11 protein-coding genes are annotated in these 14,768 nt (G+C 40.8%); 2 read left to right on the forward strand and 9 right to left on the reverse strand.

Annotation, left to right across the window (positions count from 1 at the left end):
• Positions 1-118: 118 nt before the first annotated feature.
• A complete protein-coding gene (locus JAZ75_RS15220; RefSeq protein ID WP_208696453.1) occupies positions 119-1,378 on the reverse strand; it encodes an erythromycin esterase family protein in 1,260 nt (419 codons plus the stop codon).
• 488 nt (positions 1,379-1,866) lie between these two features.
• Between JAZ75_RS15220 and JAZ75_RS15225 the strand changes: the two genes are divergently transcribed.
• Together JAZ75_RS15225 and JAZ75_RS15230 are read left to right on the forward strand one after the other, a co-directional pair.
• Positions 1,867-2,346 (forward strand): hypothetical protein, encoded by a 480-nt coding sequence (locus tag JAZ75_RS15225; RefSeq protein WP_208696455.1) that lies wholly within the window; start codon positions 1,867-1,869, stop codon positions 2,344-2,346.
• Positions 2,347-2,351: 5 nt separating this feature from the next.
• Complete coding sequence (locus tag JAZ75_RS15230; RefSeq protein ID WP_208696457.1) at positions 2,352-2,642, forward strand: alpha/beta fold hydrolase; 291 nt, start codon at positions 2,352-2,354, stop codon at positions 2,640-2,642.
• A gap of 209 nt (positions 2,643-2,851) precedes the next feature.
• On the opposite strand, the gene JAZ75_RS15235 is transcribed toward JAZ75_RS15230, so the two are convergent.
• From JAZ75_RS15235 to JAZ75_RS15270, 8 genes are all read right to left on the reverse strand, one after another.
• The gene (locus JAZ75_RS15235; protein ID WP_208696459.1) at positions 2,852-4,054 is read right to left on the reverse strand and encodes a glycoside hydrolase family 76 protein; all 1,203 of its coding nucleotides are present in this window, start codon (positions 4,052-4,054) and stop codon (positions 2,852-2,854) included.
• A 5-nt stretch (positions 4,055-4,059) separates the two neighbouring features.
• Complete coding sequence (locus JAZ75_RS15240; RefSeq protein WP_208696461.1) at positions 4,060-5,196, reverse strand: glycoside hydrolase family 76 protein; 1,137 nt, start codon at positions 5,194-5,196, stop codon at positions 4,060-4,062.
• Positions 5,197-5,202: 6 nt separating this feature from the next.
• Positions 5,203-6,348: a SusE domain-containing protein gene (locus JAZ75_RS15245; protein ID WP_208696462.1), complete on the reverse strand. Its 1,146-nt coding sequence runs from the start codon at positions 6,346-6,348 to the stop codon at positions 5,203-5,205.
• A 17-nt stretch (positions 6,349-6,365) separates the two neighbouring features.
• Positions 6,366-7,931, reverse strand: a complete 1,566-nt coding sequence (locus tag JAZ75_RS15250; protein ID WP_208696464.1) for a RagB/SusD family nutrient uptake outer membrane protein — start codon at positions 7,929-7,931, stop codon at positions 6,366-6,368.
• A 79-nt stretch (positions 7,932-8,010) separates the two neighbouring features.
• Positions 8,011-11,121: a SusC/RagA family TonB-linked outer membrane protein gene (locus tag JAZ75_RS15255; protein ID WP_208696465.1), complete on the reverse strand. Its 3,111-nt coding sequence runs from the start codon at positions 11,119-11,121 to the stop codon at positions 8,011-8,013.
• Positions 11,122-11,373: 252 nt separating this feature from the next.
• Complete coding sequence (locus JAZ75_RS15260) at positions 11,374-12,663, reverse strand: sugar porter family MFS transporter (protein ID WP_208696467.1); 1,290 nt, start codon at positions 12,661-12,663, stop codon at positions 11,374-11,376.
• The gene (locus JAZ75_RS15265) at positions 12,660-13,508 is read right to left on the reverse strand and encodes an ROK family protein (protein WP_208696469.1); all 849 of its coding nucleotides are present in this window, start codon (positions 13,506-13,508) and stop codon (positions 12,660-12,662) included. Before JAZ75_RS15265 ends, JAZ75_RS15260 begins: the two co-directional genes overlap by 4 nt.
• Positions 13,509-13,685: 177 nt before the next feature.
• On the reverse strand, positions 13,686-14,675 hold the full coding sequence (locus JAZ75_RS15270; RefSeq protein ID WP_208696471.1) for a LacI family DNA-binding transcriptional regulator: 990 nt from the start codon (positions 14,673-14,675) through the stop codon (positions 13,686-13,688).
• Positions 14,676-14,768: the final 93 nt, after the last annotated feature.

Raw genomic sequence — 14,768 nt, forward strand, 5'->3', positions numbered from 1 at the left:
GGTTAAATCACGATTATTTCTCCTTTTCGACCTTCTTTTTCATTGATCAGTACTTGTAAAGGAGCCGTATCCCTTTAAAGCACGCTCCTTATATTCATTTCATAGTTATGTCAGCCGTTTATTGAACTATTGTCGTTTTTACCATCTCATTATTAAAAATAATGCCGTCAAAATAATGGGGCCACACTTTAGATTCTTCCATGTATCCAAAAGGTCTTGCCACCTGTTCTTTGAATAACCATGAGCTTTTATTTAAATTTCTTATGTTCAAAAAGAAGTTCTGTTTACCGGTTTTAGAAAATAGATTTTCTAAAGTGTTCTCTTTAGCAGGGGGGATGACCTTATCTTTTTTCATTCCAATGGTGCCCCAATTGCCGTAATTGGTCATAAATGCAATGGAATACATCTTACTTTTATATTTTTCAAATAAATAGTCTCCAGTGGATTTTTCGGGAGTAGTATGATAATTCCTTGCAATATGTCTACTTGCTGCCCAAACTATTATTTTTTTGCCTGGATACCTCTTCTCCTTTAACCAAATGATATTATCTGCCATGATGGAGTCTCTGGTGTTCATTGAAAAATTGTTATCAGTATATTTTCGCGAAATTAAAACTGGAGTAACGGCTACTTTATTTTTTAGAACCTGTTTTAGTAAATCAATATCTGTAGAGGACTGATTTTCTAACTGGCTTAAAAATCTTTGTGAAGTCTTTATAAATTTATTAGATAAGGCGATTAAATCAGTTTCTTGAATATCTTTTGGCAAGTTGTTCAGATAAGCCGCTAGATACGAGTAGAATGTGAAATAGTCATTCTGTTCATTCTGATCTATAAAACCAATATTCAGTTTTTTTAAGGTTAGATATAATTCAACTGGGAAATCATTTCTGTCGATTTTAGAGATCTCCTGGTAATCCATACCGGATACAATCAGCGGATTTTCAGATTTTGCTGATGTATTGATGTACTGGATTAAAGGCTGCACTTCATTTGTCCAAGACCAATGTGGATATGTTGATCCCCTTAGATCTCGGATAGGATTGTTCGAGACTAAACTGTTTTGGAAAGATTTTTCAGCTAAATATAGACTACTTTCAAAGACAAGAACATCAAAATTCATTTGATCATGTAGAAATCTGATGAGCTGCCCCTTTGTTTTAAATACCGTACCATCCCCATGAGACTGTTCTCCTAATAATACAATTTCGGCATCTCCAATAATATCTTTCAGGGCTTTTGGGTTATTGGTTAGATTACCAGTTGTATCGATATTCAGATCGATAATTTCCTTTTTTAACCAGTTGATTTCTTTTTTTTGAGCCAGACTGAAGTTGCTGGAAACTAACGAAAATATTGCAACAATAAAATATTTCATAATTATAGGACATTGATAAAACTAAAATAATGTTTTTAAGTGACATTTTTTTATTTATTTAATTCTAAAGATCTGCATATACCCTGTGGCTAGCAACATACTTTACAAGTTTAAGAGAGGTTAGATCTATGAAAAAAATTAAGTGTTATTATGTCTTTGATTAACATATTATTTATACATTTTTTATAAGCCGTTATCCGTTAGTCGTGCATGCCGACAATGTCAAAAAAATAATTAAGACCGCTTGCTTTTTGCTATAAATGTATCTTCGTTAATCATGTTTCGAAATTGCTTAATGTAAAATATTGGAAATCTTATTCTGTGGAGAGTATTTTAAGAGTCCACTTCATGTGTTTAAGAAAAAAGAATGGAACCTAAAATCTCAATTGTAGTGTAAAGTCTAATATATGCTGTTCTTCAGTTAAATAAATTTCATGATAAGATGTAGCTTTATTGATCTATATTACGTTTAAATCAAAAAACCTTTAATGATGAAAAGCCTATTTTATTTTTCTTCCATTCTTTTCCTTTTTAGCTCTTGTGCTAAAGATGATGATCTTTATTATTCATTTGATACAGAGATAGGACTGGAAATAAAAAACAAGGTCGGAAAAGACCTGTTAGATGGAGACCTTAGGGTTGAGAAAATAACACTTGCAGGTAATAATAATGGAGGAGAATCTCCAACGGGTGGACGACTTACGCCGGATACTCCGCCAGTAGATAGTTTTCAATTGAGAAAAATAGGTTCTGTCAATTCGCTACATCTTACATTCTCGGCAATTTATAAAGAATCTATTATTATGGTGAAATGGAAAGACATACCGAAGCAGGATACCCTGCGGACTGAACTGTACAATAAAAATAATACCGTGTACCCGAGAAAAATATACTTAAATGGAAATACAGTTTGGACAGAAGGAGAAAAGGGAAGTAGAGTTGCGATTAAAATAGAAAAGGATATTTAGTTCGATTGGTACTTGAGGAAACGATCGTACTTTTGAGGCTTACCTCAGTGGTAGCCTTATGGCTGGATAAAACCGAAACGGGATTTCCAAATGAAAGGGTGAGTGAAATCAATTGTCCAGCACTTATTGTAAGAGGTGACCAAGATCATTTATTTTCTAGAAAAAGTGTTTTCGAAGTTGCAAAATGTATAGATAATGCAGCACTTTTAAATATTCCTTTTGCAGGACATGTCGCCTATGAAGATCAACTGGAATTATTCTTCATTACTTTAAAGCAATTTTTAAATGAACAGTAGTGCCGAGTGCAAAGCTCCAGGCGAATTGGGCATTTTACTTAATAGATGCGACCGTTCATTTAGTCGGTAAGGGAAGATATCAATACGGTATGTTATTTAATTCATCTTCCTGTATTTTTAGTTCAGTGTCAAATTGCACGCTAAAACAAAAAACCCAATCTTTCGATCAGGCTTTTTGCTGTGATGCAGAGCATGAATATCCGTTATATCTACTTTAGGGTGTCTGGCACTTGTGATAAACGGGCATACATTTCAGCAAGGGCAAATTGATTTAATAGCCATTTCTGATCAGAAGGTTTTGCATCTGCAGTCCACTCTGTTCCGAATAAGCCGTTTTTGTCTCGCATGGCTTTCCATGCATGTTCCAAATTGGAATGAAAAGCTTGGATGTATTGGCTGTTTTTATCTTGGTGGTAAAGCTCAATAAATCCTCTCAACATGATGGCGATAAACCAATTGTCGCTTTTTTTAAGTACGAGATAGTTTGCAGTTTTATCCTTTCCATTTCCTGCGGGATAGAAGAAATAAGCCAATGCTGATTTTGCTGAGAGCTGTGCATCTTTCAGATATTTTTCTTCTTTGGTCAACTTATACAGCAAGGCACCTGCTTGGATCATCTGTCCTGTATTGTAGGGATATTTCGTTTTCTGAATTTCCCCTTTCAGGTTGATGTTGTCCCAATATAAGTGATCGGCCGGATCCTCGAGATTTTTCATCGTCCAGTTGTAAAGTGTAACGGCTTGCGTAAGATACTTTTTTTCTTGTGTTGCTTCATATAATTTAAGTAAATAAACGACCGCAGGAGCATTGGAACAGGTGTTTTTAGATTCTTTTCGTTGTTCGCACCAATAGATACCACCACCGAGCTTGTCATCCATACCACTTTCTACAAAAGTCCAGATTTCCTTTGACTTTGCTAAATATGCTGGATTTTTACTTTGCAAATAGAGGTCAGCAAAGTCAATACCCAGCCAGATATTGTCGTCATAAAAGCGGTCTGATGTCGGCGCACTATTTACATAGGAGGCGTAGGCTGCAGGTTGACGTTTATCATAGTAATTTTCAAGTCCCGGAAGCACCTCTTGGTCTATATGCTTTTTGATCTCCGGATCATTTGATTTTTCAAGAAGTGCTGTGTAAGCGGATAAGCTTCCTGAAAATGGCCAAAGATAGGAGTAGGGGTTTGATTTCTTGCTGTTATCTCCATCTCCAAGATAGCTCGCATTGTAAGTCTGGTCAAAAGGATAAACTTCGCGGAAAAGATGCTTGCCATCTACTACACCATAAAGTTTTTCAATTATCTGCAGGCTTTTAACCGCTCGTTGATAAGCGGTATTTTCACTGGCTTGTTGTGCATAGAGACCTGCTGTAATTAACAGGGCGATCCCTGTTCCAACGATTTGCTTGATCATATTCGTTATTTTTTAGTTGATTTTTCAAATGATGCCAGTCCTTCAAAAAGCATAGCAGCGCTGGACTGGCTCGTTAATTGTGTCTGTCCGAGTGGTTTTTGTGTCCATGATGGGCTGAAAAGTAGGATCCCCGTATCTTGCCCTTGCTGCCAGGCTACTTTCCCGTTGTTACGAATGAAGTTTTCAAATTTTGACCGAAAGGCTTCGTTAATACCATCTCTTTTCAAATATTCAATAAAGTAACGTACAAAGATCCCTTTAAACAGGGCTCCATCTCCATCTCCTTCATTGCGGAGGACATTATTACTGGCATCGATACATTTGGTCATCGTATAATTGGATGCTTTTTGTGCATCGTTCATATAAAGAGGATCTTTCGTAATATCAAAAAGTTCCACTGCTGTTCCTACAAATGTCCCTTGGTTATAGGTGAGGGCAGTCATATTGATGACGTCGGTTTCGCCATTGATATTGTCGTATACCGCACCTGTAGCCCTGTCAAAAAGGGTTTCTTTTTGCCAATCGTAGATGCGGATGGCCCAATCCAGGTACTGCTCATCTTTTGTGAGTTTATACAACCGGGCGGCAAGGATACTTGCAGGTCCGTTGGAACAGGCATTTTTTGAATAAAGCATATCCTTGCGCCAGGCTAATCCGCCGCCGGCATATTCGGTATTCCACGCTTTTAAGATATCATTCCAGAGGTGCAAAACTGCATCCATATATTTTTGCTCTTTTGTGATCTCAAAAAGGCGCAGCATGGTCAGTGCATTCCACTCCATATCATCATAGAAAACATTTTCATACGTATTGCCATTTTTCTTTTTGACACCTTCAAACCACTTGGCGAAGTAGTCTTTATATTTGGGGTCCTGGGTACGGAGATAGGCATCGATGACCACATCCATGGCATGTGCATTGGGCCAGTACTGGAAACCTAGATCTGAGCCATCACTTCCATAGTTAAAATAGCCTTCGTTGTTCCAAAATTGGGTGATCAGTTCATCTGAAGTTTGTTGCGCCATCTGATCCCACGAGATATCCAGCTCGTCGTTGAACTGATATTCATCGTTGATCTTGCTGCAGCTGTTTAGGCTGAACAAGCTGAGGACGAGCAGTCCTATATACATTGATTTCATCATAATGCGTTAGTTGACGGTGACTTGATGGGTGTACTCTTTATCTCCTTGTAAAATGACGCTGACCGTTGTCGACTTACCGTCCACTTCACTTGCAAATTTCCATTTATCATCCCATTGGGTAACTGCTTTAAGCAATTTAATATAATAGTATGCTGGATCACTGGCAGGTGTGGGACGGCTGTCGGTTGGATTTTTTGCACCAAACTGCTCGATCACATTTTTATTGTTGGCCACGGTTTCCAACTGAAATTTGTAGCGTTCATCTTTTCCCCAGCCTTCTTGCTTGAAAGCAATGACTCCGGTACCTGACCAGATACCTTTGCCTTGGTAAGGGAGGTTAAACATAATTTTATTATCTGGCGAAAACCAAAGACCGATCGATTTGATTTCAGTAAAATTGATGGTCGCTACATTGAAATCTACCTGGATGCGGTATACCGCAGTTTTGGTAACTTCCATACTGAGATCTTCGGTTGCTTCTTTTAGTTTGACCTGGTTGTCTGAATAGAAGCGGCGTGCATCGTTATCTTTGCGATCTACAAAAACATATTTTTTACCAGCTTCCAATTTGGTGTAGATTTCAAATTCGCCTGTGGCTGTCTGTTTAAAAGCAAGGGCAGCGGCGATGTCAGCTCCACCTTCGGAAGCTTCTCCTGTAGCATACAGTTCGTTTGGAATATCGGCAAATCCTTCGAGGCTTGAGATTTTGAGTTTACGCACTACGGGTGAAATAACACGGTTGATACCACGGGAAGTGACAATCGTCCATTGTACATCACCACTTTCTCCCGGATTGATTCCTGCAAGGGAAGCAACTGAATTGAGCACTTTATGGGTGATATAGGCATTGGTCGCATAGCCTTTATTGTTTGAGGTCAGTTTATAGAGCGGTTTTGAAAAATCTCCACCTACGACATCAAAGGCGATTTCATATTGTGGAGCCCCGCCGTCTTCGGTCAGTGCCGCTTCCCATTCAAAGAAGAGTGATGCCGAGGCTGAGCTTACCAGTTTAACGGCTTTATTGTCGAAAGGTTCAAATAAGTTGTCGACTGCTGTGACCTGTACATCTGTATAGGCGATGTTGTCGGTTTTACAAGATCCTAAGGTGGCTATAACGGCGGCAAGCCAGATTAATATTGCTGTTTTTTTCATGATTTTAAGCGATTAAATTAGTTTGCGTAACCCGGATTATTGGGTAACAAATTTTTGTTCAGATCCATTTGGGCACGTGGCACCGACCAGAGGTAATCTCTGTTGTCATCAAACCTGCGGTTATCAAGGCGGATATAATCCGAGTTGCCATTGGCGAATTTTGCTCCGGTGACGGTACCGTCTAAGTAAGTTTTTCCAGCTTTCCAGCGTACGATATCGTAATAGCGTAAGCCTTCCAGTGCGAGCTCGCTTCGACGTTCATTACGAATCAGGGTAGTAAGTGCTGCCGCACTTATTCCTGTAGGGAAATCGAGTGCTGATGCTGCTGTAAATTTGGCTCTATCTCGGATGGGGCGGATTGTACGGTTCCAGACGCTGGCATCCATCTTACCCAATTGATGCTGCGCCTCGGCATACATCAACAGGACATCGGCATAACGGAACATAATGATATTGAGGCCTGAGTTGTAATCCTGGGTTACGGATGGATCATAATATTTCTTGACATAATAACCTGTTGGGGAGGAATTTGCACTAGCATTTATATATACATCTGCTTTTTCGGTATCGTTGCTTCCTGTACCGGGTTTTGTATAGATGGTACGTATCGTTCCATTAAAGTCGGTCCATTGGCCACCATGGAAGACAATCGTTGCTGACATACGGGGATCGCGATTAACATAGGGATTGTTGTCCGAATAGGCAGCATCTTCTGTTATCGGAATACCCTTTGTGGTTAAGTAGTTATTGACTAAACTTTGAAGTGGCGCATAGGCATTGAGGCGAGCACCGGCAGATAGGGGGGCTGCATCGTAAAGTTTATTCCATTGTTTTTTACCCGGAACATATGCATAATCTAAGATGACTTCTTGATTGTATTCATTGGCGGGCTGAAAAAGACCTTCATAGCTATTGAATAGGGCATAAGTGCCGTAGACACCCTGATGTTGCATCAGACTGTCACAGTAATCAGCTGTCTTCTGCCAATTGCTCTCATATAGATATGCTCGTGCTTGAAAGGCCATTGCCGCACCTCTAGTGATTCGTCCGCGGTCACTTAAAGCTAATTCATTGCGATTTGGAAGCATCATGCTGATGGCGGAGAGCTCGTCATGGATAAAGGCAAGTATAGTTGCTTTAGGGGTTCTCTTGATTGTTTCTGATTCTGCCAAGGTAATATCGGAGGTGAAAAATGGTACGTCCCCGAAAAAGTTGACAAGACGAAAGTAAATGAAAGCGCGTATAAAACGGATTTCTGCTGATTTTCTTTTTTTCCAGGCTTCGTTGCCATCAGGGACACGATCCAAATTGGCCAAAAATACATGGCAGGTCTTTAATCCACCGTAGGCATCGGACCACTCCGAGGCGAAACGTGGCATGTTTGGATTAGCCAAACCATTTCGGATCAGCCGTTGGTCGGTTGCCGAACGTCCCTCGTAGATATTGTCACTGAGTGCTTCGTCATTCCACATTTTATCAGCAGAATACATTTGATTGTAAGCCATGTTAACCATCAGTTCGGCATTGGCTGCAGATTCCCAATAGGTGGCATCTGTAAATTCTTTTGTCAGGACGGGATCCATGCTGTTGCAAGAGCTTGTGAAAGCCACCACGAAACCAGTAATACCCATCATTTTTAAAATTTTGTTCATGTTCTTATTTTTAAAACTGAATATCTATTCCTAAACCGTAATATTTTAATGTCGGGTAGTTTCGTCCGCTGTTTGCTGCCCCTGACATGTTGCCATCAAATTCTGAAGATTCCGGATCGATCCAGGAGTTGAGACTCAGTGTCAGCAGATTTTGGGCGTTCACAAATATCCGTGCCTTTTGCAGATGCAGGCGGCTTGCGAAGTTCGATGACAAGGAATAGCCGATCTGCAGGTTTTTCAGTCTGGCATACTTACCGTTGAATAAGAAGATATCTGATTCCGTTTGGTAATTATTCGTAGTCGATGCTGAGCCTGCGGCCGTGAGCCTTGGCCATGCTGCTCCCGTATTGGTCGGTGTCCAATAATCGAGCTGGTGCTGATAGATGGCATAGGAGTAGTTCTCGTGGAACGGCTCGACCAATTCGCCCCTTACCATCATATCCCTACTGCCCACACCTTGCCAGAACATGCTGAAATCGATGTTTTTGTAAGTGAGGTCGTATGTAAATCCAAAGGTGTAACGAGGAAAGGCATTGCCCAAGACAAATCGGTCTTTGGAATCTATGACACCATCATTATTGCGGTCAATATAGCGGACGTCACCAGGTTGCAAATCCGAAGCGGCAACGCCAACTGGTAATGCTGCGGTTTCAATTTCTTGTATATTTTTGAAATAGTTCTGAACTTTATAACCGTAGTAGGAATTAAAAGGTAGTCCTTCGCGTACTATTTTTCGGATGCGGTCGGATTCGGAGAACTGCTCTTTTCCTTCAAAATAAGTCACCTCATTGTGTGAGTCTCCAATGTTTGCCATGAAATTATGTTGGAATTCACCGGTTTTCGTTCTGTAGGACAGTACAAATTCCCATCCTTGATTTTTCATCTTTCCAATATTAGTCTTGGCAGGTCCCGTTCCAAATGTTGATGGAATCGTTGGAGTGATGAGGATATCACTTGTATTTTTATGGAAATAATCGAAGCTGGCGGTCAGACTGTTATGAAAGAATGAGGCATCTACTCCGATATTGAAATTATGCGTTTTTTCCCAGCGCAGGTCTTCATTGGCATAAGTAAACCCAGCTCCACTGACAGCTTCGTTGTTGAAGCCGTAACTGTTATTGACCGGTGTATAGCGGGTGAGGTACTGATAAGGAGGAATATCTTGATTTCCCAATATACCGTATGAAGAACGGAGTTTTAGATCACCGACACGTTCTTTATAGGATTCCATAAAACCCTCTTCCGAGATGCGCCAGCCGAGCGATAGCGATGGGAAGAAGCCCCAGCGGTTATGCTTGGCAAATTTGGAAGAGCCGTCGTAACGGAAAGAGGCTTCCATAAAATAACGTTGGGCATACGCATAGTTTAGTCTTCCGATGAGTGATGTAATGCTCGTCTCTTCGGTGCCTTCGGGTGTGGTTCTACTGGAAGGATCGATGATGGTTCCTGTGGTTGGTGTACCTAAGATCGGATCGGTGAACTGCAATTTGATTTCATTTTTCCGGCGGGTAAAAGACTCATTGGTAGCCCCGAAAAGACCTTTGAATTCATGATCGCCAAAGGTGCGGTTGTAATCCAATAACAATTGATAGTTGAGCATGGACACTTTTTCATTAAAGTCTTCGGTATTACGGGTTGAATTGACATATACCAAAGGTTTTTCTGCGTCTGCACTGGAATACAGCGGTACCTGAATCCGTCGGATGTAGCGGTGATCTGAAGTGAGTTCTGCACCGAAAACCCCGCGCAATTTCAAACCTTCCATGAGTTTCACATCCAACGCAATGTTGGCATTGAAATAATCATTGTCTTTCTTCTGGTATCCACCTTCCCTTAATTCGGCTAAGGGATTCTGATCGGTCAGTGCATTATTGATCAGGTAGCGACCATTGTCGGCCTGCATCCGATAATAATAGTAGGAGGGGATACGGGAGGAATTGATGATGGCATTGCCAGCTGTCGTGTTCAGTCCGTTATTTCTGGAATAGGCCAAAATACTACTTAATTTGAAGATTCCAAATTCATTGCTGAGGTTGGAACGTAGGTTGAAGCGTTCGATTCCATAGTCTTTGTTACCGACAAAATTGCTCCGTTGATTGAGATAGCCTCCGGAGAAAAGATAGGTCGAATGCTCACCACCACCAGAAATGGAGACATTATGATTTTGCTGCAGGGCAGTCTGCATGATCCGGTCATAATTCCACTCTTCCTCATCGCGATGGTTGTAGAGATCCATGATCTGATCGGGAGTGAATTCCGGGTCTGAACCAATATTTGTTAGGGCAAGATTTTTCAAGGTGGCATTTTGGTAGCCTGCAATAGGGGAAAAAAGGATTTTAGGATCTTGAATACCGGCCATCGCAGATAGAGTAACGCGTGGTGCCCGGTTCTTTACTCCCGATTTTGTTGTCACAAGCAATACTCCGTTTGCTGATCTGGAACCGTAAATGGCGGCTGAACCAGCATCCTTTAGTACAGATACGCTTTCGATATCTGCTGGATTGAGTTTGTTGAGTGCTCCGGATTCAGAGATCAGACCGTCGATGACAACCAGTGGACCGTTACTGTTCATGGTGGAAATCCCCCTGATGTTGATGTTCATGGTGTTGTCATTGGGATCCATGCTTCGTTGCTGGATGTTGAGACTTGGAGAGGCACCCTGTAGCGCTTGGGTAACGTTGGCAACAGGTCTGTTTTCAATGGCTTTGGCATTGATCTGATCTACTGCCCCTACAACAGATCTACGGGTTGTAGTGCCGTAACCGACCACAATCACTTCGTCGAGCGATTGACTGTCTGCAGTCATCTGAACGCTGATGACATTGCTTTCGATGCGCATTTCAACATTTTGGTAGCCTATGTAGGTGACACGAATGCGGTCTCCAATTTTTCCAGGCACGGAAAAGCTTCCTTCTGGATTCGTCACCACTGTTGTGGTGGTTCCAAGCAAAAGTACGGTAGCTCCCTGAATAGGCTTGCCGTTTTCATCGATGACTTTCCCCTGCACAGCTTGCTGGGCAGCCGTCCATTTGAGGAAAGTAGGTTTCGATATTGCTATATAAGGGGCATGCCCAAATAGCAGTATACCTGAAACCAGGAATAATTTTGACTTTTTAATCATAGTGAATAAAAGTTTATATGTTGGTTATTTTAGCTAGATTGCTAAACCGTGTTTGCTGTATAACTAAACCGGTTTAACAAATTTAAATATATTATTGAAATAACCTATTATTTTGAATATTTTTTTTGAAAAACGTATTTCGATAAAGATTAAAAGGATATCGATCTACATGTACAGGCGAAAAAGACCGAAAAAATTGATAATAAAAAAGGGGCAACATATATGTTGCCCCTTTTTCTGTTTATGGGTATGTTAGTTCGTATTCTGATCAATACCTTCTAGGGTTTTGCCTTTTGTTTCAGGAAGGAATAGGATGAAAATAAAGGATAGAACGACCATTATTCCATAAAAGAGAAAAATATAGAATCCGCCATTTTCTCCTCCTTCTACGATAACAGGAAATATCCAGGAAATGATAGCGGCAAATATCCAATGTGTCGTGCTTCCGAGTGAAGAACCTTTGGCGCGTATTTCATTAGGAAATATTTCTGCAAGAAATACCCAGATTACAGCGCCCTGCGATAGTGCAAATGCCCCAATAAAGCCAATGATATAAAACAAGAGATAGGTGGAATGGCCTGACTTGAGACCGAAAGCGGTAAGCATTAGGAATATAAACATGCCCACTGCTCCTGTCAAGAGTAATTTTTTTCTACCAAATTTGTCAATGATACTCATGCCTAGAAAGGTGAATACGACATTGGTGCCTCCAATAAAGATCGGTTGGAGGTAACTGAGCTGTGCTTCAAAACCTGCGATTTCAAAGATGCGGGGAGCGTAATACAGGATCGCATTGATACCGGTCATCTGATTAAAAAATGCGAGAAGTACGGCAAAAGCAATCGGTTTATAATACTTCTTCTGCCACAGAGAAGGTGAATGACGGGTATTTTCGGTCTGCTGCGTTTGTGTCAGAGCCGGTTGTCCCAGTGTATGGAATACGGCATTTGCTTCATCGATATTGCGATGTAAAGCGAGCCAACGTGGGCTTTCTGGAATTTTTTTCAGGAGTACGTAAAAGATTCCGGCAGGTAAAGCCATGATGGCAAGCATATACCGCCAAGCATGATCCCCGGTATCTGCAAAAAGAAAATTGGTATAATAAGCCACAAGTATCCCACTTACGATCATAATCTGAAAGAGCCCTGTTAATTTACCTCGGTCTTTGGCCGGTGATATTTCGGAAATATAAACAGGTCCGACCACCGAACTGATACCAACGGCTAGGCCCCCTAGGAATCTAAAGAGTAGAAACAAGCTCCAAAAAGGGGAGGCACCACAGCCAATGGCCGAGAGCAGATATAAAAGTGCGATGGCGCTCAGGACGGGTTTTCGGCCGTAACGTTCTGAAAAACGGCCAGAGACAATAGCGCCCACGATGGTTCCGATTAGTGATATGGAAACTGTCAGTCCATGCCAGAAAGCATCGAGTTGCCACAGTTTTTGAATGATCTGTTCGGCACCTGAAATTACTGCAGTTTCAAAACCGAATAAAAAGCCGCCTAGGGCAGCTATTAATGAAAACTTCCAAACATTTTTCATAAGCTAAGTGAGGTTGCTAATCCTAAAAATAAATTCCAGCTATTAAATGACGCAACATATATGGGCATGTTGATTTCTTTTTGAACGGCCGGGAGAAAAAGGTGATGCGATTTGGCAATACTTCCCCCTAAAATCAACCCTTCTGGTTTAAGCGTAAGGATGTGGAGTTTGATAAAATCGACTAAGGCTTCTGCAAGAAATGAAAAGGCTGCTGTCCGTTCCTGAATCAATTTTTCGTTGTCGATCAGCGCTTTGATATGCGCTATTCCATCTGTTCCATTTTGCTTGAGATGCGAAAGTATACCTCTGGTGGAGATAAAATCTTCGGCTATACCTGTACGGAATGGTGCCGACCCATAATTTAGGTCGCTGACCTGTTTGTCGGTGTAAAAAGCCGATCCTAAACCTGTCCCAAGACTTAGACCTGCAATCCGTTTGTCTTGCAGGTTATGGTGATAAAGTTCGCCCAGTAGAAATGCTTTTGCATCGTTGATAAATTTGATATTTTCTCCATAGACACCATATAGTTTCATAAAATGAGATTTGATATCCATCTGCAACAGGGACTGATACTTATGCATGCCGTCCATCAGACAGATCCCATTTTCATAATCAAAAGGTCCTGGAATAGAGACGATCATGGCATCAATTTTTTCATGTTCCCTGTTCCAGACCGATTGGATGATTTGGTCCCACTGCGCTAAAATAATATCACGGCTTGCTGCACTGTTCACATCACCTTGCATCTCTTTGATGGGAAAATATTGTTTTCCTTCTTTTTTAAGGGATGCTGCCGTCAGGTGTGAACCGCCGATATCGATACAGATTGTAATGTTATCTTTCATAGTGCAGTATTTGTTGAGCCATGAAAAGGAAGTAGGGATTGCCGATCATAAGGCAACAGGAGTTCTCCAAGTTTATTTGAGTAAGCATGATTTATAATGGTTGATTAAGAATAATTAGCAAAACCGGTTTTGCTATTTTTGTAAAACTAGAGAATTAAAATAAATTCTCCAATTTTTTTACAAAGAACTTTTTCGGATTTGTAATTCTGAAGGGATAATATCTTCTACAATACACTTTTCTTTGGCCGTTAATTGGGTCACGAGCATGTGTACGATACTTTTTGCGATTTTTTCCAGAGGCTGGCGGATACAGGAAACTGGCGGTTGTACGAGTTCAAATATTTCGTGGTCATCGAAAGTGATGAAAGCTAATTGACGTTCGTTTTGAAGATTTTGAAGGGCTTTTATACCCATCACACAGAGGTAATTGGTACTAAAATAAAGCGCATCAAGATGCGTATTTTTGTCTAACCATTCGCGTATCTCTTTCCAACCATGTTCTTTTTTTTCGCTGAAACTGGCTAAACACACATGTGGCTTCAGGCTATGCTGATCGAGCGTGGTGAGGTAGGCCTGTAATCTATCCTGCATTTGCGGTTGTTGCGAATTGATGGTGACCATTCCGATGTTCCGGTATCCCTGTTCTAAAAGATGTTGAATTGCCGTGCTGCTGGCTTCATAATTATTGGTGCCCACATAATTGGCGTCAATGCCCAAGATCTTTCGGTCGAACAGCACAATAGGTGTATTGCTGTCGACGATGCGTTTTACTTCTTTCTCGATATGGTCTGTGGGCGCCAGAATTAAGCCATCAACTTGCTTATCGATCATGGTCTGTATGATTTCAGCAGCAAGTTTATTATTGCCCATAGTACTGCTGTAAAGTACTTGATATTCGTACTTGCGTAAATATTCTTCAATGTACAAGGCTATTGGACCAAAGAATGAGTCACCGATGTTTTCAACGATGAGACCAATGGTCCGAGATTTGCCTGTTGCTAAGCTTTTCGCTAATGCATTTGGCTTGTAACCAATTTCTTCAATATAATCTAAAACACGTTTTGTGAGTACTTTACTGATCCTGCTTTTCTCTGCTTTTCCATTGATGACCAATGAAACGGTCGATTTGGATACGTTTAAATGTTTTGCAATTTCACTGATGGACATATGTACCAAATTTTATTGAAGCCAAAGTACATATTTTATATCATTTATTAAGAAATGGAAACAGGGAGTAAACTAAATTTAAAAATTATTATC

The sequence above is a fragment of the Sphingobacterium sp. UDSM-2020 genome, from assembly GCF_016132525.1.
GTDB classification, from domain to species: Bacteria; Bacteroidota; Bacteroidia; order Sphingobacteriales; family Sphingobacteriaceae; genus Sphingobacterium; species Sphingobacterium anhuiense.

Coding starts and splice junctions, on each gene's coding strand:
- JAZ75_RS15270 (WP_208696471.1), bottom strand. CDS start 14,675: ATGTCCATCAGTGAAATTGCAAAACATTTAAACGTATCCAAATCGACC.
- JAZ75_RS15265 (WP_208696469.1), bottom strand. CDS start 13,508: ATGAAAGATAACATTACAATCTGTATCGATATCGGCGGTTCACACCTG.
- JAZ75_RS15220 (WP_208696453.1), bottom strand. CDS start 1,378: ATGAAATATTTTATTGTTGCAATATTTTCGTTAGTTTCCAGCAACTTC.
- JAZ75_RS15235 (WP_208696459.1), bottom strand. CDS start 4,054: ATGATCAAGCAAATCGTTGGAACAGGGATCGCCCTGTTAATTACAGCA.
- JAZ75_RS15250 (WP_208696464.1), bottom strand. CDS start 7,931: ATGGATCCCGTCCTGACAAAAGAATTTACAGATGCCACCTATTGGGAA.
- JAZ75_RS15225 (WP_208696455.1), top strand. CDS start 1,867: ATGATGAAAAGCCTATTTTATTTTTCTTCCATTCTTTTCCTTTTTAGC.
- JAZ75_RS15260 (WP_208696467.1), bottom strand. CDS start 12,663: ATGAAAAATGTTTGGAAGTTTTCATTAATAGCTGCCCTAGGCGGCTTT.
- JAZ75_RS15255 (WP_208696465.1), bottom strand. CDS start 11,121: ATGATTAAAAAGTCAAAATTATTCCTGGTTTCAGGTATACTGCTATTT.
- JAZ75_RS15245 (WP_208696462.1), bottom strand. CDS start 6,348: ATGAAAAAAACAGCAATATTAATCTGGCTTGCCGCCGTTATAGCCACC.
- JAZ75_RS15240 (WP_208696461.1), bottom strand. CDS start 5,196: ATGATGAAATCAATGTATATAGGACTGCTCGTCCTCAGCTTGTTCAGC.